Source organism: Rhodococcus sp. O3 (assembly GCF_048897285.1).
Taxonomy (GTDB): domain Bacteria; phylum Actinomycetota; class Actinomycetes; order Mycobacteriales; family Mycobacteriaceae; genus Rhodococcus.
In genome coordinates, this window is record NZ_JBMBTE010000011.1 from 1 (window position 1) to 21,239 (window position 21,239).

Here is a 21,239-nt window from a genome sequence, read left to right on the forward strand (position 1 = left end):
CCGCCGCCCGGCCGACGCTGGACGCCGATCAGTTGTTCTTCCTCGTCGATGTCGTCGGCGCCGCCGTGTACGGGACGGTCGCGGGGGTGGTGCTCGCGCGTCGCGTGCATCCGGTACCGATCATCACGGCGGTCGCCGCGATCGGCGTGGGTGTCGCGGCGCTGTCCTACGCGTGGTCGCGGCTCGCACTCGTGCGGCCCGGACTGCCGTTCGTCGAAGCTCTTTCCCCGCTGCAGAATTCGGCGTGGATCCCGGGAACGCTCGCACTGTTCCTGGTGGTGCCGTGGCTGGTCCGGGACGGCGCGCCCGGTCGGCGCGAGCGGATCGGGGTGACCGCCGGAACCGTTGCGACCGTCTGGTTCTGGTGGGCCCGCACGTACACCGACACCGCCGACGTGTGGCTGGTGCTACCCGTGGTGGTGATCGGGTTCCTCGCCGCCGCGCACGTGCTGTGGCGGCGCCGCACCGCAGCGGCCGCGGAGTCCGCCGGGCTCGGCTGGCTCGCGCTGGGTGCGGCACTGATGACGGCCTCCTACATTCCGCTCGCCGTTCCCGGGCTGCCGTGGATGCTCACTCCGCTGATCCACCTGGCAACCCAGGCGTTCTACCCCGTCGCGATCCTCGTCGTGGTGCTGCGGCAACGACTGTGGGGGCTGGATTTCGCGGTCAGCCGCGCCGCCCTCGCCGGCAGCCTCGTCGCGGTGCTCGCCGCCGGGTACCTCGCGGTCGCGGTGACCGCGTCGCTGATGTTGCCGCCGGACGATTCGGTCGTCGCCCAGGCCATCGCCGCGACCGCGGTCGCGCTGGCCGTGCAGCCGGTGCGGAGCCGCCTGACACGTCGCGTGCACCGCCTCGTGTACGGCGACGGCATCGACTCCGCCCGCGCGGTACAGAACCTCGGCCGGCACTTCGCGGGTGCCGGCACGCCCCGCCGGCTCCTCGGCGACCTCACCGCCGGCATCGGCACCGCGCTGCGGCTCGAATCGGTCACGGTGAGCCGGGACGGCGAGATCCTCGCCCGCTGGGGCGAACCCACCGGCCGCGCCGAGGAGACGGTCCTCGACTCCGGAACCCTCACGGTGACCGCGCCACCCGGGGAGACCCTCGGGCCCCGCAGCCTGCGCGCGCTCGGTGAGCTCGCCACCGTCGTGGAAGCCGGACTCGTCGTGTTGCGGTCCGCGGAGGAACTCGACGCGGCGCGGCACCAGCTGCGGGAGGCACGCCTCGAGGAGCGGCGCACCATCCGCCGGGAACTGCACGACGGGCTCGGCCCGTCGCTCGCCGGAATCAGGCTCGGGCTGCAGGGGGCCCGCAACCTCGCCGGCACCGACCCGCAGGCCGCGCTGGAACTGATCGACGCGCTGCTGCGCGAACTCGACCACCAGGTCGAGGGAGTGCGCGAACTGTCGCGGGGGCTGCTCCCGCCCGTGCTCGACGAACTGGGACTCGTCGCCGCGGTCGACGAACTCGCCGGCATCCATTCGCACAGCGGGTTCACGATCGACGTCGACGCCGACGCCCCGGCCGGACTGTCCCGGGCGGTGGCCGCCGCGGCGTACGGCATCACCGTCGAAGCGGTCACGAACGCGCGCAGGCATTCCGGTGCCCGCGGATGCACGGTCCGTATCCGCGCCACCGGCGACCTGCTCACCGTCGAGGTCGGCGACGACGGTCGCGGCAGGGGACCGGACGCCCGCGCCGGCGTCGGCACCCACAGCATGCGCGAACGTGCCCGCGACGTCGGCGGGGTCGTCGACATCGTCGAGGCACACCCGCACGGCACCGTCGTGCGCGCTCGTCTGCCGTGGACGGCCACGTCACCGGCAGTTCCGGCAGGAGGGTCATGAGTATCCGCGTCGCCGTCGTCGACGACCATCCCGTCTTCCGGCTCGGGATGGTCGCGCTGCTCGGCACCCTCGACGGAATCGAGGTGGTCGCCGAGGCCAGCTCGGTGGGCCAGGCCCTCGACGTGGTGACCGCGGACGTCGACGTCGTGCTGATGGACATCGAACTCGGTGACGGCTCCGGCATCGAGGCGACCGCCGGCCTCCTCACGAAATATCCCGCGCTCCGGGTGCTGATGGTGACCATGCACGAGGACGCGGATCTGCTCGTCGCGGCGATGCGGGCCGGAGCGCGCGGATATCTCGTCAAGGGAGCCGATCCGTCCGGGGTTGAACGGGCGATCCGGGCGGTCGCGGGCGGGGAACTGATCGTCGGTGCCGCGGTCGCGGAGAAGGCGCTGGGCGTGATGGCCACGTCCCGCACGGTCGCGCGCGGTGCGTTCCCCGAACTGACCGACCGCGAACGCGAGGTGCTGGATCTGGTCGCGCGCGGCTACGACAACGCCACGATCTCGCGGCGGCTGGTCCTGAGCCAGAAGACGGTGCGCAACCACGTGTCGAACGTGCTGGGCAAACTCGGCGCCGTCGATCGCGCGACCGCGATCGTGCGGGCCCGCGAAGCCGGTCTCGGCATCTGACGCCACCCGTCCGTCCCGTACCCGAGCGCTCGCTCGCTTCGGTCACGGACTCCGATCGGTTCGGTCCTTAACCGCCGGAGCGGACGCTCCTAGGGTGGTGGAGGTTGGGCGTGGCTGCTGTCACAGCGGACAACGCCCGTCACATTCGAAAGCACGGGAAGGAACCCCGCACTGTGACCACAGAGGCATTCATCTATGAAGCCATCCGAACTCCGCGCGGCCGCGGCAAGAAGACCGGGTCGCTGCACTCCGTCAAGCCGATCTCCCTGGTTACGGGCCTGATCGACGAGCTGCGTGTTCGCTTCCCCGACCTGGACGAGAACCGCATCTCCGACCTGATCCTCGGCGTCGTCGGCCCGGTCGGCGACCAGGGTGCCGATATCGCGCGCACCGCGGTCACCGTGTCCGGCCTGCCCGTGACCACCGGTGGCTTCCAGCTCAACCGCTTCTGTGCCTCCGGCCTCGAGGCCGTGAACCTGGCTGCGCAGAAGGTGCGCTCCGGCTGGGACGAGCTGGTCATCGCCGGCGGTGTCGAGTCCATGTCGCGTGTCCCGATGGGCTCCGACGGTGGCGCGTGGATGCTCGATCCCGCCACCAACTACGACAGCTACCTCGTGCCCCAGGGCATCTCCGCGGACCTCATCGCGACCATGGAGGGCTTCAGCCGCGAGGACGTCGACGCCTACGCTCTGCGTTCGCAGCAGCTCGCCGCTGCCGCGTGGTCCGGTGGCTACTTCTCGAAGTCCGTCGTGCCGGTCAAGGACCAGAACGGCCTGACCATCCTCGATCACGACGAGCACATGCGCCCCGACACGACCCTCGAGGGCCTCGGCAAGCTCGCTCCGTCGTTCGCGACGATCGGTGAGGTGGGCGGCTTCGACGCCGTCGCGATGCAGAAGTACCACTTCGTCGAGAAGATCAACCACGTCCACCACGGTGGTAACAGCTCCGGCATCGTCGACGGTGCCGCGCTGGTGCTCGTCGGTTCCGAGCAGGCCGGCAAGGACCTGGGCCTGACCCCGCGTGCCCGCGTCGTCGCGACCGCCACCTCCGGTGCCGACTCGACGATCATGCTCACCGGCCCCACCCCGGCCGCGCACAAGGTCCTCGCTGCGGCGGGCCTGACGGTCGACGACATCGACCTGTTCGAGATCAACGAGGCTTTCGCCTCCGTCGTCCTGAAGTTCCAGAAGGATCTGAACATCCCGGACGAGAAGCTCAACGTCAACGGCGGCGCCATCGCGATGGGCCACCCGCTCGGCGCCACGGGCGCCATGATCACCGGCACGATGGTCGACGAGCTCGAGCGCCGCGGAGCCAAGCGCGCCCTCGTCACCCTGTGCATCGGTGGCGGTATGGGTGTGGCCACCATCATCGAGCGCGTCTGACACCGGAAGGAATCTGAAAACAGTGAGCGACAACATGATTTCCTGGGAGAAGGACGCCGACGGCATCGTCGTGCTGACCCTCGACGACCCCAACCAGGGCGCGAACACGATGAACGAGCTCTACAAGGCGTCGATGAAGGCGACCGTGGATCGTCTCGTCGCCGAGAAGGACTCGATCACCGGCGTCGTGATCACCTCCGCGAAGAAGACCTTCTTCGCCGGCGGCGACCTGCGCAACCTCATCGCCATCGGACCCGACGACGCGCAGAAGACGTTCGACGAGGTGCAGGACATCAAGGCGGACCTGCGTCGCCTCGAGACCCTCGGCAAGCCCGTCGTCGCCGCGATCAACGGTGCCGCACTCGGTGGCGGCCTCGAGATCGCTCTCGCGACCCACCACCGCATCGCCGCCGACGTCAAGGGCCTGCAGATCGGTCTGCCCGAGGCGAGCCTCGGCCTGCTGCCCGGTGGCGGTGGCGTCACCCGCACCGTCCGTCTGCTCGGCATCCAGACCGCGCTGCTCTCGGTGCTGTTGCAGGGCAACAAGTACAACGCGGTCAAGGCCAAGGAGCTCGGCCTGATCGACGAGGTCGTCGGCAGCATCGAGGAACTCGTCCCGGCCGCGAAGGCGTGGATCAAGGCCAATCCCGAGGGCGGCGTGCAGCCGTGGGATGTCAAGGGCTACAAGATCCCCGGTGGTACCCCGGCGTCGCCGGCGTTCGCCGCGAACCTCCCGGCGTTCCCCGCGAACCTGCGCAAGCAGCTCAAGGGTGCTCCGATGCCGGCTCCGCGCGCCATCATGGCCGCCGCGGTCGAGGGCTCGCAGGTGGACTTCGACAACGCGTCGACCATCGAGTCCCGCTACTTCGTCGAGCTGGCCACCGGCCAGGTCGCGAAGAACATGATCCAGGCGTTCTTCTTCGACATGCAGTCCATCAACTCGGGCGCGTCGCGTCCGAAGGACGTGCCGAAGCGTGAGATCAAGAAGGTCGGCGTGCTCGGCGCGGGCATGATGGGCGCCGGCATCGCATACGTCTCCGCCAAGGCCGGTTTCGAGGTCGTCCTCAAGGACGTCACCCTCGAGGCCGCCGAGCGTGGCAAGAACTACTCGGAGAAGATCGAGGCCAAGGCCCTCTCTCGTGGCAAGACCACCGAGGAGAAGTCGAAGGCTCTGCTCGACCGCATCAAGCCGACCGCCGACGTCGCCGACTTCGCGGGCGTCGACTTCGTCATCGAGGCCGTCTTCGAGAACACCGAGCTCAAGCACAAGGTGTTCCAGGAGATCGAGGACATCGTCGATCCCGACGCGCTGCTCGGCTCGAACACCTCGACCCTCCCGATCACCGGTCTCGCGACCGGCGTGAAGCGCCCCGAGGACTTCATCGGCATCCACTTCTTCTCCCCGGTCGACAAGATGCCGCTGGTCGAGATCATCAAGGGCGAGAAGACGTCCGACGAGGCGCTGGCCCGCGTGTTCGACTACACGCTCGCGATCCGCAAGACCCCGATCGTCGTGAACGACAGCCGCGGCTTCTTCACCTCGCGGGTCATCGGCACGTTCGTGAACGAGGCCATCGCGATGCTCGGCGAGGGCATCGAGCCCGCGACGATCGAGCAGGCCGGCTCGCAGGCCGGTTACCCGGCTCCGCCGCTGCAGCTGACCGACGAGCTGAACATGAAGCTCATGCAGAAGATCGCGAAGGAGACGGCCGAGGCCGCGGCCAAGGGTGACACCAAGATGGGCGCCACCCGTCACCCCGCGCTCGACGTCGTCGACTGGATGGTCGAGCAGGGCCGTCCGGGCCGCCTCGAGAAGGCCGGCTTCTACGAGTACGACGAGACCGGCAAGCGTCTCGGCATCTGGCAGGGTCTGCGTGACCACTACCAGACCAAGGCGACGCTCGACGTGCCGCTGCAGGACCTGATCGACCGCATGCTGTTCGCCGAGGCGATCGAGACCCAGAAGTGCTTCGACGAGGGCGTTCTGGAGACGACCGCCGACGCCAACATCGGTTCGATCCTCGGCATCGGCTTCCCGGCCTGGACCGGCGGTGTCGCGCAGTTCATCGTCGGCTACCCGGGTGGCAAGGAAGGCTTCGTCAAGCGGGCCGAGGAACTCGCCGCCAAGTACGGCGAGCGCTTCACCCCGCCGGCCTCCCTGCGCTAGCGCGCCCGTGCGTGGTTTCGGTAGCAACAACTACCGAAACCACGCACGAGTTATCCACAGGAAAGGGCTCCCGACCCCGGTCGGGAGCCCTTTCCCGTCTCCACATCGGTCATCATCGACCGCATGGGGGACGATTTCGGAAAAAGCAACGTGCAGAGGCTGTTCGACGACCGCACCGGTCTGGTCACCCAGGCCGAGCCGACGGAGGCGGGCATCGGCAGGGGAGCGGTCCGGCACCTGCACCCCTGCGAGTGTCGTGCGTGGTTTCGGTAGCGGGTGCTACCGAAACCACGCACGGGCGGCGGAGCCGCCTACGGCTTCCACCAGGGACGCAGCGGGGTCAGGGGACGCTGGTCGGCGCCGAGCTTGACCGCCAGGACATGGTGCAGCTGAACGATATTGCGCTCGAATCCGAGCCGGGATCCGGCCATGTACAGGCCCCACACGCGGGCCGTGCCCTCACCGACCTCGGCGACGCACGCATCCCAGTTGGCCTCGAGGTACTCGCACCAGCCCTTGAGCGTCAGGGCGTAGTGCTGACGCAGGTTCTCCTCGTGGAGCACCTCGAAGCCGACGTCCTGCGCCTCGGTGATGATCCGGCCGGAACCGGTCAGCTCGCCGTCGGGGAAGACGTAGCGGTCGATGAACCCGCCGGCCTTGGCCTTCCCGTTGTTGCGGGGACGGGTGATGCAGTGGTTGAGGAGCAGGCCACCCTCGCGGAGTTTGCTGTGCAGCAACCCGAAGTACGCCGGGTAGTTGTTGACGCCGATGTGTTCGGTCAACCCGATCGAGGAGATGGCGTCGAAGCCGGTCTCGGGCACGTCCCGGTAATCCGAGAACCGCACCTCGGCCAGGTCGCCCAGTCCCTCCGCGGCGATCGCCTTCTGCGCCCACTCGGCCTGCTCGCGCGACAGCGTCGCGCCGATCGCCTTGACGCCGCGCCGCGCCGCGTACCGGACCATTCCGCCCCAGCCGCAACCGATGTCGAGCAGGCGGTCGCCCGGCTCGAGGTTCAGCTTCTCGAAGACGATCCGGTACTTGTTCTCCTGCGCCTCCTCGAGCGACTGGTCCTCGGACTCGAACAGGGCGCACGTGTACGTCATGGACGGGCCGAGCACCATTTCGTAGAACTCGTTCGACACGTCGTAGTGGTGGTGGATGACCTCGGCGTCGCGGCTGCGGGAATGCCTCAGGCCCTCCGCGATCCGGCGCCAGCGCGGCAGGTGTTCCTGCGGCGGCGGGGCGATCGGCCGCAGCAGCTCACGACCCAGCGACCGCGCGATCTGAGCGAGGACCAGCGCCGGCGGGCGTTCGAAGTGCAGGTCGCCCAGAGACTTCAGCAGTTCGTAGGGGTTGCCGGGATGCACCCCTTCGGGTTCGAGATCGCCGGCGACGTAGGCGCGGGCCATTCCGAGGTCGCCGGGGGCGGTCGCGATGTAGGTGGCACCGCGCGGGGACTTCAGGGCCAGGCCGAACGGGGAGTTCTCCGGGCCGGCGGCGGACCCGTCGTATGCGGTGAACCGCAGCGGCATGTCGCCGCCGGTCACGATCTCGACGATCTCCGCCAGATTCAGCTTGTCGTCGTGTCCGCCCGCTCTGCGGGTTGTCGGCGCCGATTTGAATGTGGTCACTTTCGATGCACCGCCTTCGCGAAGAGGTCCAGTAGACGGGACCTGGGGTCGTACTTCTGTTTCAGCGCCGGGTATTCGCCCCCGCCGTAGTAGAGCTTTTCGAATTCTTCCCGCGAATAGTAGGAATCCGAGTACAGCGACTTGTGGCCGTCGAGTTCGGCGACCTTCCGCTCGATCGTCCGGTTCGCGGCTCCCTCGATGTTGCCGGGTTCGGTCGGAACCGACGACCAGAACCCGACGTTCACGTAGGTGCGCTTCGGTTCGAGCGGGTACAGCGGCCACGGACGCTGCGCGTCGAACGACAGCGCATCGGACGGGGCGCTGCGATCACGCAACCGCAGCGGGCACAGCCACACCGGTTCGATCGGGATCTCGGCGAGGAACCACCGCATGAATTCGGCGGTGCGCTCGATCGGGACCTCGATGTCCTGCACGACGCGCTCGCGCGGCGGGTTCCCCTTGCGGGCCTCGATCCGGTCGGCGATGCCGTACTTGTGGTCGAGCGCGATGAGCTTCCAGTAGAAGCTGCTGCGCAGCAGTCTCTTCGGCCACCAGCGCCGGATCCGGGGGTTCTGGGCGCCGAATGCGCGTGAGCACCAGAACCAGTCGGTGTCCCACCGCCACAGGTAGTCGCGGATCGTGAGGCGGTCGGTCTTGGGATGGTTGACCGACGCGTGCTGGATCGAGCGGTAGTAGATGTTCTCACCGGTGTAGTCGCTCACCGGTCCCGGCTCGTCGGTCTGCGTCCCGAGCGTCAGGTAGCTCTCGGTCGCCGAGAACACCGTGCCGTCGAGATAGTCGACCGGCACGCCCGCGTGGCTGCGCTCGGTGGCGATGCGGTCCAGCGCGGCCTGCAGCGCGCCGAGCGAATCGAACCGCAGGTGCCGCAGCGCAACATAGGGTTTCACCGGCTCGAGTTCGATGCGCAGCCTCGTTGCGTAGCCGAGCGAACCGTAGGAGTTGGGGAAACCCCGGAACAGGTCGGCGTGCTCGTTGTCCGGGGTGGCGGTGACGATCTCGCCGGCACCGGTGAGGATGTCCATCTCCAGGACCGACTCGTGCGGAAGGCCGTTGCGGAACGACGTGGATTCGATCCCGAGCCCGGTGACGGCACCGCCGAGCGTGATGGTCTTGAGCTGCGGCACCACCAGCGGCACCAGGCCGTAGGGGAGTGTGGCGTCCACGAGGTCCTCGTAGGTGCACATTCCGGCCACATCGGCGGTGCGCGCCTTGGGATCCACGGAGATCACCCCGCCGAGACCGGAGACGTCCAGGCCGGGTGCGGAAATCTTTGCGCGGGCCCGGAACAGGTTGGAGGTTTTCTTCGCGAGCCGAACCGGTGCGTCGTCGGGGATGTTGCGGTAGGAACGAAGCAGGCGGTCCACGCCTTCACGGTGCGCCGGCACACCGGTCGGAACGATCTGACGTGGCGTACTCGGCATTCGGCTCCCCCTGCGGGCTCGGCGTCTGCGGGCGCAATCCACAATAGACCGGAGTGTCGAGTACGTCCGGTTACCGCGCGGACTCGACGAGTTGCCGGTCGGTGCGACCGCAGACGGCCGAGACACGACACCAGGAGGACCCCATGGCGCAGGTCAGCGCAAGCAGTTCGATTCAGCTCGCGGCGGCTCCCGAGCGGGTGCTCGCGGCCCTCGCGGACTACGAGACGGTGCGACCGCGCATCCTGTCCGACCACTACACCGACTACCGGGTCGTCTCGGGCGGTCAGGGCACGGGAACCGTCGCGCAGTGGAAGCTGCACGCCACCGAGAAGCGCGTCCGCGACATCGAGGCGAAGGTGTCGGTGTCGGGCAGCACGATCACCGAAGAGGACGCGAATTCGACGCTGGTCACCACGTGGAGTGTGGTGCCGAACGGCACCGGGTCGACCGTGGTGACGCTGACCCAGTGGAAGGGCGGGAGCGGCATCGGCGGCTTCTTCGAACGCACCTTCGCGCCGCTCGGGTTGCGCAAGATCCAGCAGCAGGTGCTCGAGAACCTCCGCCGCGAAGTCGACTGATTTCCGTCGTCACCCGAGGAACGTCGCGATCCCCGCGACGACCGCACCGGCGAGCCGGGCGCGGCCCGCGGGATCGGCCATGCGCGCGGCGTCGCCGGGGTTGCGCATGTTGCCCACCTCGACGAGCACGGACGGGCGCTGCGACAGGTTCAGGCCGGCCAGGTCGTCGCGGCCGAGCAGCCCGTCGGCGCCCAGATAGGTCGACGGCGTGGCTCCCCCGGCGAGCAGGGCGTCGCGGATCGAGGTCGCCAGTGCGACGGACGGCCCCGCCTGTACCTCGTTGAGCGGTGGCGCCGAGTAGTTCACGTGGAAGCCGTGGCCATCGGCGGCGGCGCCGTCGGCGTGCAGGCTGACCGCGGCGTCCACCCCGGCCTCGTTCGCTTCGATCGCACGCCGGTCGACGCAGCTGCCGACCGAGCTGTCGTCGGACCGGCTCAGCAGCACCTGCGCTCCGAGCGCGACGAGCTCGTCGCGGACCAGCTGCGCGAGCTGCCAGTTGAAGGTGTGCTCGGCGTATCCGTCGTCGGTGGCGGTCCCGGTGGTCTGGCAGTCCTTGGTGCCGCCGCGTCCCGTGGGGACCTGGGTGGTGAGGGTGCCGTCGTTCGCGCCGTTGTGCCCCGGGTCGAGATAGACGGTGCGGCCGGCGAGCGGACCGCTGGGTTGCGCCGGCGCCGGCCCGGCCCCGGCAACCAGCACCGCAGCAACGGCAACTGGGACGATCCATCCCGACCATCGGCGCGCACGCATTCCGTCACGGTACCGGCGAGCGACTACGCTGGCGGTGGAAACTTGCTGAAAGGACGTGCTCGTGCAGCCCGGTGGAATGCCCGATATGCAACAGCTCCTCGCCCAGGCCCAGCAGATGCAGCAGCAGCTGATGTCCGCGCAGGCCGAGATGGCCGAGGCGGAGGTGACCGGTCAGGCCGGTGGCGGCCTGGTGACCGCGACCGTCAAGGGCACCGGTGAGGTCGTCGCGGTGCACATCGACCCGAAGGTCGTCGACCCGGAGGACGTCGAGACGCTGCAGGATCTGGTGGTCGGTGCGATCGCCGACGCGTCCGCGAAGGCACAGGAGATCGCCGCGGAGAAGCTGGGCCCGTTGGCCGGCGGTCTCGGGGGCGGTATCCCGGGCCTGCCCGGGTTCTAGAGGACCGGCGTGTACGAGGGACCCGTCCAGGACCTGATCGACGAACTCGGGAAACTGCCGGGCGTCGGACCGAAGAGCGCCCAGCGCATCGCGTTCCACCTGCTGTCGGTGGAGCCGCCGGAGATCGACCGGTTGCAGGCGGCCTTGCAGAAGGTGCGCGACGGTGTGCGCTTCTGCGAGGTGTGCGGCACGGTGTCCGATCACGAACGGTGCCGGATCTGCGCGGACCCGCGGCGCGACCGCACCCAGATCTGTGTGGTCGAGGAACCCAAGGACGTGCAGGCCATCGAACGCACCCGGGAGTTCCGCGGCCGCTACCACGTGCTGGGCGGTGCGCTCGATCCGCTCAACGGGATCGGCCCGGACCAGCTGCGCATCCGCGAGTTGCTGACCCGCATCGGCAACCAGGAGGACGGCGTCGACGTCACCGAGGTCATCATCGCGACGGACCCGAACACCGAGGGGGAGGCGACAGCGACGTACCTGGTGCGGATGCTGCGCGATTTCCCCGGGCTGACCGTCACCCGGCTCGCGTCGGGTCTGCCGATGGGCGGCGACCTCGAGTTCGCCGACGAACTGACTCTCGGCCGGGCGTTGTCCGGTCGCCGGACGTTGTAGCCGTGTCGGTGCCCAGGGAGACGGCGCCGCCGGAAGCGGGAGCGCCGGAACACCGACGCCGCCGGACCGCCGAGGAGACCCGGAAGCTGATCGTCGACGCAGCCGGTGTCGCGTTCGCGACCCGGCCGTACCGCGAGATCACGCTCAAGGAGATCGCCGAGGATGCCGGGGTCAGCGCCTCGCTGATCATCAAGTATTTCGGCTCGAAGGAGCAGTTGTTCGAGGAACTGATCGACTTCCACAGCGGCGCCGAAACACTGTTCGACGCGCCCGTCGAACGACTCGGCGAGCACATGGTGTCGTTGCTCGCGCGACCGAGTGAGCCCTATCGGCCGCTGTCGATGAACATCCTGTTCATGAGCGGGACCAGCGAGGAGAGCAACCGCACGCTGCGGGAGAACTACTCGACGCAGATGATCGACGCGCTCGCCGCGCGTCTGCCGGGCCCGGATGCGCGGCTGCGGGCGGAGCTGGCGATGTCGATGGTGATGGGACTGGCGATCATGCGGCGCCGGATGATGCGTGAGCTCGCGACCGGGACTGTCGACGACGTGATCCCGTTGTACGCGCCTCTGGTGCAGAAACTGCTCGACGGCGAGTGAAAAAGCTCTCACACCTTGTGAGGTAAATGGGCGTTCACCTACAGTGGTGAACAATTATTTACTACAGGCAAGGAGTTTCTGATGGCTCAGGCATCGGTTCTCCCTTTGCGCATCCGCTTCCCGCGCACAGACCGATTGTCCTCACCAGTAGCTGCACCTTCCCGCACGACCGCCCCCCGCGGCGGCTCGTCGCGTTTCGTCTTCCCGATTCTCGCCGTCGGCGCGGTGTTCCAGGCCATCATGCAGACGGTCATGGTTCCGCTGTTGCCGAGCATGCCGGCCCTGACCGGTGCCGGCGCCACCGCCGCGTCCTGGCTGCTGACCACCACACTGCTGGTCGGCGCCATCATGACCCCCATCTTCGGGCGCCTCGCCGACATGATCGGCAAGAAGCGGATGCTGGTCACCGCGTTCGCTCTCATGACGCTGGGCTCGCTGATCTGCGCGCTGACCTCGGACATCGGACTGCTCATCGTGGCCCGCGGGCTGCAGGGCGCCGGTGCCGCGGTGTTGCCCATCGGCATGTCGATCCTCCGGGACGAACTGCCCCGCGAACGCGTCGACCGTGCCGTCGCCGTGCTCAGCGCCACCCTGGGGATCGGCACCGCCGTGGGTATCCCGTTCGCCGCGACCATCGTGGAATACGCCGACTGGCACGTGCTCTTCTGGGTCACCACCGCGATCGGCGCCGGGGTGCTCGCCGCGGCCGTGATCTTCATCCGTGAATCCCGAACCCGCACCGGCGGCCGATTCGACGCCGTCGGCGCCGTCGGTCTCACCGGTGCCCTGGTGTGCCTGCTGGTGCCGATCACCCAGGGCAGCACGTGGGGCTGGACCAGCCCCGCGGTGCTGACGATGTTCGCGACCGCGGTCGTGCTCTTCCTGCTGTGGGGTATGCAGCAGCTCCGCAACGGCAATCCGCTCGTCGACCTGCGGGTCTCCGCGAAGCGCACGGTCCTGGCCCCGCACCTGACGGCGCTCGTCGTCGGCTTCGCGTTCTACGGCAACACGCTCATCACCACCCAGCTGCTGCAGGCCTCACCCGAACACGGCGCCGGCTACGGGCTGACGATCCTGCAGGCCGCGCTGTGCCAGCTGCCCGCGAGCTTCGCGATGATGATCTTCGCGCTCGTCGCGGCCCGCGTCGCGGACCGGTTCGGCGCACGCGCCGCGATGTTCGCCGGTGCGGTGTTCCTCGTAGTCGGCTACGGCGTCCACGCCGTGCCGGACAAGCCGGTCTGGACGGTCGTCGCCGCGGTGTTCGTCGCCGCGATCGGAACCACCTTCGTCTACTGCACGCTGCCGCTGCTCATCCTCGGTGCCGTCCCGGCCACGCAGAACGCCGCCGCCAACGGCGTGAACGTGCTGCTGCGTACCGTCGGCAGCACCGTGTGCAGCGCGACGGTCGCCTCGATCCTCGCCGCGTACACCCTGACCGGCGGGATCTCGGGCACCGGATTCACGCTCGCCTACCTCGCATGCGGGGCATGCGCGGTGATCGTGTTCGCCGCAGCCTTCACGCTGCCGGCCCGCGGGCGTCGCAGCAGCATCGCCTGATCACAGCGAACAACCCGTCGGCCCCCGTTCACCCGCCCGGTTCGATCGAACCGGCGGAGGAACGGGGGCCGATTGGATTCGGGATCCGGCCGGATCAGTGGTGTCCGACGCCCAGATCGCGCGGCCGGTAACCGACCGGGTAGCCCGGATACGTGCGGTTCTGCGGGTTCTTCGCCGATACCGACGCCCGGCGCTTCGGCAGCAGGCGCACCAGCGCCGACCGCGCGCGCAGTGCCGACTCGGCGATCGCCCGCGACCGCGGCGATCCCTGCTTGAATCCGAACGCCGTCGCCATCTGCTCGTCGATCAGCGCATACACCGCCGACGCAACGACCGGCCGGAGCACCGACGGGTACCACGACTCGAACAGGCGCAGCGTGTACGTGCCGATCTTGTTGTTGGAGTCGCTGTAGACGAACTTCGTCCGCTCGTACTCCGTCTTGAATCGGTGGAACTCCTGGAAGGACTCCGGGATGTCCTTGATGCCCATCCGGATACCGACCTGGCGGTAGAAGTGGAACGACGCGAGGCGCTCGTTCGGATGCAGCCGCCGCCAGCCGTACCGGTCGATCCAGTCCAGCGGGTCGTAGATGAACGTCGACAGGACGTACAGCATGTCGTCGTTGTCGATCGTGTACATCCCGTGCATCCGGTTGATGTTGCGCAGCGACTCGCGACCCCGATCGGAGTCGTAGCCGTGCTCGATCAGCTCGGCCATCAGCAGCGACGTGTCGTCGTACCGCTTCTGCGGTCGCTTCTCGAACTCCCCGGTGCGCGCCAGCAAGCCGGAGATCGTCGGCACGCAGTAGGTGCGGAACAGAGCGAACTCGAGCGAACGCTGGTAGTCCCACGGGAACTCGTAGCCCGCCGTGATGCGCATGATGTCCTGATGGTGGGTGACGGGGTCGAGACCCTCGATCACCCTCAGCCAGCCGAGGCGCCCGCGCTTCGGATGCGGATCACGATCGGGCGCAGGGAACGAACCCGCCTTCTCGATGCGGGCCTCGGGCGCCGCCGCGACCGCGGGCTTGCGGGTGCGGCGGCCGGCCGGACGTGTCGTGGTCACGCGATCACCGGCCGTGCATGTACTTGAGCATGGCGGCGGAGATCTTCATGTCCCGCTCGGACCGCTCGAGCGACATCAGATTCAGAGGAGCCTTGAACTTCTCGACCGTGACGGCCTTCGGGCGGCTGAACTCGCGCAGGCCGTCGGCACCGTGGATACGGCCGAAACCGGACTCGCCGATGCCACCGAACGGCAGCGATGGGATGCCCGCGAAACCGAGCACCGAGTTCACCGACACCATGCCGTTGTTCAGGCGCTCGGCGATCGCGCGACCCCGCGACTTGCTCTTGGTGAAGATCGACGCGCCGAGACCATAGCTGGTGCCGTTCGCGCGCTCCACGGCCTCGTCGAGGTCGCGCACCTTGTTCACGACGACGGTCGGGCCGAACGTCTCCTCGCACACCGCGCTGGACGTCTCGGGCACGTCCGTGAGGATCACCGGCTCGACGTACCGCTCCTTGACGGACTCGGGACCGCCGACGACGGCGGTGCCGCCCTTGGCGAGGGCGTCCTCGACGTGGCTGCGCACGACGTCGATCTGGCGCGGCAGGGTCATCGGGCCGTACGTGGAATCGTCCGTGCCGCCGGGGACGGCCCGCTTGACGGCCGCGACGAACTTGTCCAGGAACTGCTGGTAGACCGACTCGACGACGTAGATGCGCTCGACGCCGGCGCAGGTCTGGCCGGCGTTGCCGAAGGCACCGAACGCGGCGAACTGCACGGCCTTGTCCAGGTCGGCGTCCCCGGCGACGATCATCGCGTCCTTGCCGCCGCACTCGGCGACGAGCGGGGTCAGGGTTTCGGCGCACACCGCCATGACCTTGCGGGCGGTCGGGCCGGAGCCGGTGAACGCGATCTTGTCCACGCCGGAGCGGGCGAGCGCCGCACCCGTCTCGCCGAGACCGGTGATCACCTGGAAGACCGGCTGGGTCGGGGCGATCGAGTTCCACTTGGTCTCGAGCCACTTGCCGACGCCGGGCGTGAGTTCGCTCGGCTTGAACACGATGGCGTTGCCGGCGGCGAGGGCGTACGAGATCGAACCCATCGGGGTGTACACCGGGTAGTTCCACGGCCCGATGACACCGACGACGCCGAGCGCCTTGTACTCGAGCGTCGCCGCCTGATTGAAGCTCGCGAGGCCGGAGGGCACCTTGCGCGCCTTGAGGACCTTCTTCGCGTTCTTCGCCGCCCAGTCGAGGTGCTCGATGGCGAGCATCACTTCGAGAAACGCGTCGCCGTGCGGCTTTCCGGTCTCGGCGGAGACGACGCTCGCGAGCGAGTCGGCGTCCACCGCGATGGCCTTCTTGAATTCGAGCAGCCAGTCGCGGCGGCCGCGGAAGCCCTGAGCGTCCCACCAGCGGGCGGCGGTCCGAGCGCGCTCGACCGCGTCGGCGACGTCCGCGGTGGTGGCGATCGGATACTCGGCGAGCACATTGCCGTTGCGGGGATCGAGGCTGGCGAACGTGGTGGCCGCCTCGCCTGTCGTCTCGGTGGGGGTCAGTTCCTGGGTCATTGGCGCCGCTTCCTTGGCCGAGCGCATCACATATATTTGATGCGATTCCTGGTAATGCGTTTCACACTAGGCCGCGCGTCCCGCGTCGACAACCCCTCGTGGGCAGGTGTGGCCGTATTCGCCCGATCCGGGAGCGCGAAGAGGCGAAATGACAACCGGCCACGCCCTATTCGCCTGTTACCCGCGATCGGATCGTTGCGCGAGAGAAGGATAGAGGAGAGGCGATGGCTGCACCCACACGTGCGTCCCGCGGCACGGGATCGGCGCGACGGCCGCAACTGTCCGACGAGGTCGCGGCGCATCTGCGCGGGTCGATCATGTCCGGTGAACTCCGTCCCGGCGACTTCGTCCGGCTCGACGAAACCGCCTCCGAACTGGGCGTCAGCGTCACGCCGGTGCGGGAGGCGCTGCTGACGCTGCGGGGGGAGGGGATGGTGGAGTCGGTCCCCAACCGCGGGTACGTCGTCGCGCCCTTCGGGTCCGGCGACGTCGCCGACGTCTTCTGGTTGCAGGGGCGTATCGCGGTGGAGCTGGCGCTCCGCGTCGTCGATCGCGCGAAGGAGACCGATCTCGATCGCCTGGACGAGCTCAATCAGACTCTGGCTGCGGCAGTTTCGTCGTCCCGAGGCGGGGATCCGGACATCGAGCGAATCGCGGATGCCGAGTTCGTCTTCCACCGGGAACTCAACCGCCTCGCGAACAGTCCGAAGCTGGCCTGGTTTCTCGGCAGCGCCGCCCGCAACACCCCGTACCGCCTCTATGCAGGGGATATCGGGTGGGGTGAGCGGGCCGTCGAATCGCATCGGCGCCTGATCGCCGCGCTGCGCACCCGCGACCGCGACGCCGTGCGAGGCGAAACCCTGTCCCTGTTCGACGACGCCGCGAAGCGTCTGGTGGCGCATCTCGAGCGCGTCGGCTTCGGGTCTGCCGAGTAGGGCAGTTCGACCCCTTGTGGAATCTGCACACACCCGTGCACAATATTGGGTGACCGTGTAGCACTCGGAATTTCGCTGAGAAGAGGACGAACCGATGGGGACCCGTACGGAAGAGCGTGTCGAAACGTCCGCGCCGAAAACGACGGCGGCGGTGCCGCCGATCCCGCCCGGCTCGGTGAACCTGAACGACTTCGTCGGTGAGTCCATGCTGCTCCTCGGCGCCGGCGCCACCGTGTTGCTGCAGCTCGCCGAGCCCGGGGTCGGATACGGCGTCGCCGACCACAGCACGACCCTGCAGCGGCCGCTGGACCGGCTGCGCACCACGATGACCTACGTCTACGCCGTCACCCTCGGTACCGAGGAGGAGAAGAAGGCGATCGTCCGGCTGGTCAACAAGGCCCACGTACCGGTGCGCTCGGAGACCTACAACGCATTCGATCCCGAGCTGCAGTTGTGGGTCGCGGCAACGCTGTACCGCAACGGTCTCAACATGTACGAGCGCTTCTTCGGGAAGTTGTCCGGCGCCGACGCCGAGCGCATCTACCGGCAGTCCGCGGTCTACGGCACCGCGCTGCAGGTCAAGGAAGACATGTGGCCGGCGACCCGGGCCGAGTTCGACGCCTACTGGGACGAGAAGATCGCGACCCTCCGAGTCGACGACAAGGTCCGCGCGTACACCCGTGTGCTGCTCAGCGGCGGCGACTCGCCGCTGCCGGTGCGTCTCGCCATGCCGCTGCAGCGGTTCCTCACGATCGGCCTTCTGCCGCAGCGTATCCGGGACGAGTTCGCGCTCCCGTGGAGTCCCCGCGACCAGCGCCGATTCGACCGCCTCATGGCCACGATCGGAGCCGTCTACGTCAAGGTGCCCCGTCCGATCCGGCAGCTGTCGGCGACCTACTACCTGCGCGATATGCGCCGCCGCTTCGCCGCCGGCAAGCGAATCATCTGATCGCCGGACGCAGCGCTCGCCCCGGCGAGGCCCCGCGCTCTGCCGAGTGATGGGAGCCGTCATCCGGTTCGACGGATGACAGCTCCCATCAACGGGTTTCAGAGGGCGATGTCGCGCTCGAGGCCGAACCAGTAGTGCTCGCCGTTGTCGAAGACCAGCCGGCCCTTGCCGTTCATCACGCCGATCAGCGTGTCGTCGTCGACCTTCTTGAAGTGGTCGAAGATCGGCATACCGTCGTACACCATGGTCGCGGTGACCTCACCGCGGAACCGGACCTCCCACAGCGACGCTCCACCGCGGCCGGTGGCCTTGTCGGAGAAGATGTTTCCGTCCTCGTCGTAACACAGCAACGGCTGGGCGCTCTCGGCGGAGGCGAACGACTTGCCGTACCAGCGTGCCGCGCCCAGCATCTGGTGCGTGTGGTGACCGGTGTCGAAACTGAATCCGCGCCACCGATATCCGACCAGATCGTCGATCGTGGCCGGTTCGAGTCGGTCCCACACCGTGTCGAGTTCACGCGGATCGATGCGATCCGTGCGGGCTCGCAGAGCCGCGACGTCCTCCTGGACCGTCATCCCATACTCCTTCACTCTTCGAATGTCAGTACCGCTTTGACGACTTCGCCCGCCTCGACCGCGGCGAGTGCGTCGCCGAACTTCTCGAACGGGAACGTCCTGACCAGCGCGTCCACGGGGAACCGGCCCTCGCGCCACCACCGGGCGAGTTGGGGCAGGAACACGTGCGGATCGCTGTCGCCCTCGATGACCCCGGTCAGGGTGCGACCGCTGAGCAGGTGCGTCTGGTCGACGGTGATCGGATTGCGTCCCGCGCGCAGGCCGAGTGTGGCGCACGTTCCGGGACTGGCCAGCGACGACAGCGCCTGCCTGATCACCGCCTCGGACCCGACCGACTCGACCGCGAAATCGGCTCCGCCTCCGGTCAGTTCGCGGATCTGTCGTGCCGTCTTCTCGTCGGGGGACAGGACGGCGGTCGCGCCCAGCTGTCCTGCGAGGTCGTGCCGCCGCGGATTCGGGTCGACTCCGACGATCGTGGTGCACCCGGCGATCCTCGCCGCCGCGATCGCGGCCATGCCGACCGCGCCGAGCCCGAACACCGCGATCGACGAGCCGGGCTCCGGTCGCAGCGTGTTCAGCACGGTGCCGGCACCGGTCTGCAGGCCGCAGCCGAGCGGCCCGGCGAGCGCCACCGGCACGTCGTCGGGCAGGCGCACGGCGTTGCGGGCGGTCGCGACCGCCAGCGACGAGAACGACGACTGCCCGAACCAGTTGCCGTGGACGGGTTCGCCCGCGGCGTCGTGCAGCGTGGTGCTGCCGTCGGGTCGGCGGCCCCCGTAGTTGAGGGGTGCGAACCGGGTGCAGTAGGCGGGTCGACCGCGCCTGCAGTTGCGGCACGTACGGCACGAGTCGAATCCGAGGACCACCGCGTCGCCGACCGCGAGTTCGGTGACTTCCGAGCCGATCTCGGCGACGATGCCGGCGCCTTCGTGTCCGAGCACCGCGGGCAGCGGCAGGGGAACACCGCCGTCGGCGGCGGTGAGGTCGGTGTGGCAGATACCGACTCCCGCGATGCACACGAGCACTTCGTCGGGCCGCAGGTCCGGGATGGTGACGGTTTCGAGGGCGGGGGCGTTGCCGTGGGCGCGCAGCACGGCCGCGGTCGCGGTGCGGGTCACGCGTCGTCCTGCCCGGTGGTGTCGCCGAGCAGGACGGCGCGCATCAACTGCTGCACGCGCCTCAGGTTCGACGGTGCCGGATCGAATCGCACGAGCCGGCCGCTGTCGAGGACCAGATTGAGGGCCGCGTGGACGAGGAAACGGCATTCGACCGCGGAGAGCTCGGGCCGCACGTCACCGACCAGGCGGGCCCACTCGTCGACGTGCAGGCGCTGCACGTTGCGCAGGTCCGCGCGATGGGAGTCGGGCAGGTTCCCGATCTCGGCGAAGTACACGGACATCAGCTCGCTGCGTTCGAACGCCAGTCGCACGTAGACCTCGGTGAGCGCGTCGATGGCTTCCGACGGTGTCGTGGAATCGGCGAGGGCCGAACCGACGGCGACGGCCAGCCGGTCGCCGGCCCGGTGGAAGGCCGCGGCGAGCAGATCCGCCTTGCTGGCGAAGTGCCGGTAGACGCCGGAGGCGTTGATCCCTGCGGCCGCACCGATCTCCTCGATGCTCACCTCGTGGTACCCGTGCGCATCGAACAGCAGAACCGCCTCGCGCAGGAGCACCTCCCGCCGGTTGGCGACCGCGAGCCCCGGAGCCCGCGTGGGCTCGTCCGTCTGCGGCTCCTCGGGCTCGAGCTCGGTACCGATCACGGCGTGGCACGCGCCGAGCAGCAGCTGCTCGAGCCGGCGGCTCGCGAGGGGTGCCCGATGGGCGGTGATGGAGCCGATGACGCTGAGCACCGCGCTGCTGAGCAGCACGTAGTCGGACTTGGCCAGCCCGGGCCGGACCCCGGCGATCGTCTCGCCGATGCGGCTGTTGATGTCCCGCATCATGCGGTCGATCTCGGCGCGGTCCTCCTTCGCGAGGTACCGCCGATCCCAGCGGTACAGACCGCCGGTGCGGCGGTTGTCGATGGAGGTGCGGATCGTCGCGAGCAGCTGCCGGTCGAGTGCGTCCTGCGGATCGAGTCCGGCGGCGTCGGAGTCCGGTTCGGGCTCGGCCACGGCGGCCTGCAGCGCCTCGGTCAGTGCGGTCACCGCGTGCAGGAACAACGCGTACTTGTTGGGGAAGTGCCGATAGAGCGCCGGACCGGAGATGCCGACGGCCGCGGCGATCTCGTCGACGCTGACCCCGTGGTATCCGCGTTCGCTGAACGCCTCGGCCGCGACCGTTGCGATCTGCGCCTTCCGGTTCTTCGGGCGGCGCCGGGGTGCGGGCCGGGTGGAATCGTCGGCTGCGCGGGTGCGGCTCGGGCGACTCTCGACCTGTGCCTGTTCGGCCACAGGGCCTCCTCGCGTTCGGGGTCTGTGTCTCTAAGGTAACAATCCTACTCCACGCCCGACAGCATCAGGAAGCTCCCGAACTCCGAGAAAACTGCAGTACACAACGTATTGACAAAGCGCGAGCCGAGAATCAAAGTTAATGACGATTCTCAGACTTAGCGACGGGCGGGCTGTGCGTCCCGCCCTTCCGACGACAT

General features: G+C 68.6%; 19 protein-coding genes. 11 read left to right on the forward strand and 8 right to left on the reverse strand.

The features are described from left to right. The 4 genes from ACN675_RS05625 to ACN675_RS05640 all read left to right on the forward strand — a co-directional run. On the forward strand, window positions 1-1,847 hold a 1,847-nt coding region (locus ACN675_RS05625), incomplete at its 5' end, for a sensor histidine kinase (protein ID WP_420749925.1). Further along, window positions 1,844-2,482 (forward strand): response regulator, encoded by a 639-nt coding sequence (locus tag ACN675_RS05630; RefSeq protein WP_420749926.1) that lies wholly within the window; start codon window positions 1,844-1,846, stop codon window positions 2,480-2,482. The genes ACN675_RS05625 and ACN675_RS05630, both read left to right, overlap by 4 nt. Before the next feature lie 173 nt (window positions 2,483-2,655). Further along, entirely contained in the window at window positions 2,656-3,870 is a 1,215-nt protein-coding gene (locus ACN675_RS05635) for an acetyl-CoA C-acetyltransferase (protein WP_420749927.1), read from the forward strand. Window positions 3,871-3,904: 34 nt separating this feature from the next. Then, window positions 3,905-6,037 carry a 3-hydroxyacyl-CoA dehydrogenase NAD-binding domain-containing protein gene (locus ACN675_RS05640; protein ID WP_420749990.1) on the forward strand — a complete coding sequence of 711 codons (2,133 nt, stop codon included), beginning with the start codon at window positions 3,905-3,907 and terminating at the stop codon, window positions 6,035-6,037. A gap of 311 nt (window positions 6,038-6,348) precedes the next feature. Here the strand turns inward: ACN675_RS05640 and ACN675_RS05645 are convergent, their stop codons facing one another. Then, on the reverse strand, window positions 6,349-7,668 hold the full coding sequence (locus tag ACN675_RS05645; RefSeq protein ID WP_420749928.1) for a class I SAM-dependent methyltransferase: 1,320 nt from the start codon (window positions 7,666-7,668) through the stop codon (window positions 6,349-6,351). Further along, window positions 7,665-9,110, reverse strand: a complete 1,446-nt coding sequence (locus ACN675_RS05650) for an FAD-binding oxidoreductase (RefSeq protein WP_420749929.1) — start codon at window positions 9,108-9,110, stop codon at window positions 7,665-7,667. Before ACN675_RS05650 ends, ACN675_RS05645 begins: the two co-directional genes overlap by 4 nt. 143 nt (window positions 9,111-9,253) lie before the next feature. Here ACN675_RS05650 and ACN675_RS05655 point away from each other — a divergent pair, with 143 nt between their 5' ends. Beyond that, window positions 9,254-9,688, forward strand: coding sequence for an SRPBCC family protein (locus ACN675_RS05655; RefSeq protein ID WP_420749930.1), 435 nt, complete (start codon window positions 9,254-9,256; stop codon window positions 9,686-9,688). Between the two features lie 9 nt (window positions 9,689-9,697). Here ACN675_RS05655 and ACN675_RS05660 read toward each other — a convergent pair whose 3' ends face one another. Then, entirely contained in the window at window positions 9,698-10,435 is a 738-nt protein-coding gene (locus ACN675_RS05660; protein WP_420749931.1) for an Rv3717 family N-acetylmuramoyl-L-alanine amidase, read from the reverse strand. 76 nt (window positions 10,436-10,511) lie between these two features. Between ACN675_RS05660 and ACN675_RS05665 the strand changes: the two genes are divergently transcribed. From ACN675_RS05665 to ACN675_RS05680, 4 genes are all read left to right on the forward strand, one after another. Next, the gene (locus tag ACN675_RS05665) at window positions 10,512-10,835 is read left to right on the forward strand and encodes a YbaB/EbfC family nucleoid-associated protein (protein ID WP_072813514.1); all 324 of its coding nucleotides are present in this window, start codon (window positions 10,512-10,514) and stop codon (window positions 10,833-10,835) included. A 9-nt stretch (window positions 10,836-10,844) separates the two neighbouring features. Further along, window positions 10,845-11,453 carry a recombination mediator RecR gene (recR, locus tag ACN675_RS05670; RefSeq protein WP_072813516.1) on the forward strand — a complete coding sequence of 203 codons (609 nt, stop codon included), beginning with the start codon at window positions 10,845-10,847 and terminating at the stop codon, window positions 11,451-11,453. Window positions 11,454-11,461: 8 nt separating this feature from the next. After that, the gene (locus tag ACN675_RS05675) at window positions 11,462-12,055 is read left to right on the forward strand and encodes a TetR family transcriptional regulator (RefSeq protein ID WP_420749991.1); all 594 of its coding nucleotides are present in this window, start codon (window positions 11,462-11,464) and stop codon (window positions 12,053-12,055) included. 81 nt (window positions 12,056-12,136) lie between these two features. Beyond that, complete coding sequence (locus tag ACN675_RS05680; RefSeq protein ID WP_420749932.1) at window positions 12,137-13,612, forward strand: MFS transporter; 1,476 nt, start codon at window positions 12,137-12,139, stop codon at window positions 13,610-13,612. A 94-nt stretch (window positions 13,613-13,706) separates the two neighbouring features. Here the strand turns inward: ACN675_RS05680 and ACN675_RS05685 are convergent, their stop codons facing one another. Both ACN675_RS05685 and ACN675_RS05690 read right to left on the reverse strand, forming a co-directional pair. Beyond that, window positions 13,707-14,609, reverse strand: a complete 903-nt coding sequence (locus ACN675_RS05685; RefSeq protein WP_420749992.1) for an oxygenase MpaB family protein — start codon at window positions 14,607-14,609, stop codon at window positions 13,707-13,709. 73 nt (window positions 14,610-14,682) lie between these two features. Further along, on the reverse strand, window positions 14,683-16,191 hold the full coding sequence (locus ACN675_RS05690; protein ID WP_420749933.1) for an aldehyde dehydrogenase family protein: 1,509 nt from the start codon (window positions 16,189-16,191) through the stop codon (window positions 14,683-14,685). 224 nt (window positions 16,192-16,415) lie between these two features. On the opposite strand from ACN675_RS05690, the gene ACN675_RS05695 reads away from it, so the two are divergent. Further along, entirely contained in the window at window positions 16,416-17,126 is a 711-nt protein-coding gene (locus ACN675_RS05695; protein WP_420749934.1) for a GntR family transcriptional regulator, read from the forward strand. Window positions 17,127-17,220: 94 nt separating this feature from the next. Then, window positions 17,221-18,075, forward strand: coding sequence for an oxygenase MpaB family protein (locus ACN675_RS05700; protein WP_420749935.1), 855 nt, complete (start codon window positions 17,221-17,223; stop codon window positions 18,073-18,075). A gap of 98 nt (window positions 18,076-18,173) precedes the next feature. Here ACN675_RS05700 and ACN675_RS05705 read toward each other — a convergent pair whose 3' ends face one another. From ACN675_RS05705 to ACN675_RS05715, 3 genes are read right to left on the reverse strand one after another with little or no spacing between them, the layout of a single operon-like run. Then, a complete protein-coding gene (locus ACN675_RS05705) occupies window positions 18,174-18,650 on the reverse strand; it encodes a DUF4334 domain-containing protein (protein ID WP_420749936.1) in 477 nt (158 codons plus the stop codon). Between the two features lie 11 nt (window positions 18,651-18,661). Then, window positions 18,662-19,768, reverse strand: a complete 1,107-nt coding sequence (locus ACN675_RS05710) for an NAD(P)-dependent alcohol dehydrogenase (RefSeq protein ID WP_420749937.1) — start codon at window positions 19,766-19,768, stop codon at window positions 18,662-18,664. Further along, a complete protein-coding gene (locus ACN675_RS05715; RefSeq protein WP_420749938.1) occupies window positions 19,765-21,042 on the reverse strand; it encodes a TetR/AcrR family transcriptional regulator in 1,278 nt (425 codons plus the stop codon). The genes ACN675_RS05710 and ACN675_RS05715 overlap by 4 nt, the downstream gene beginning before the upstream one ends. Window positions 21,043-21,239: the final 197 nt, after the last annotated feature.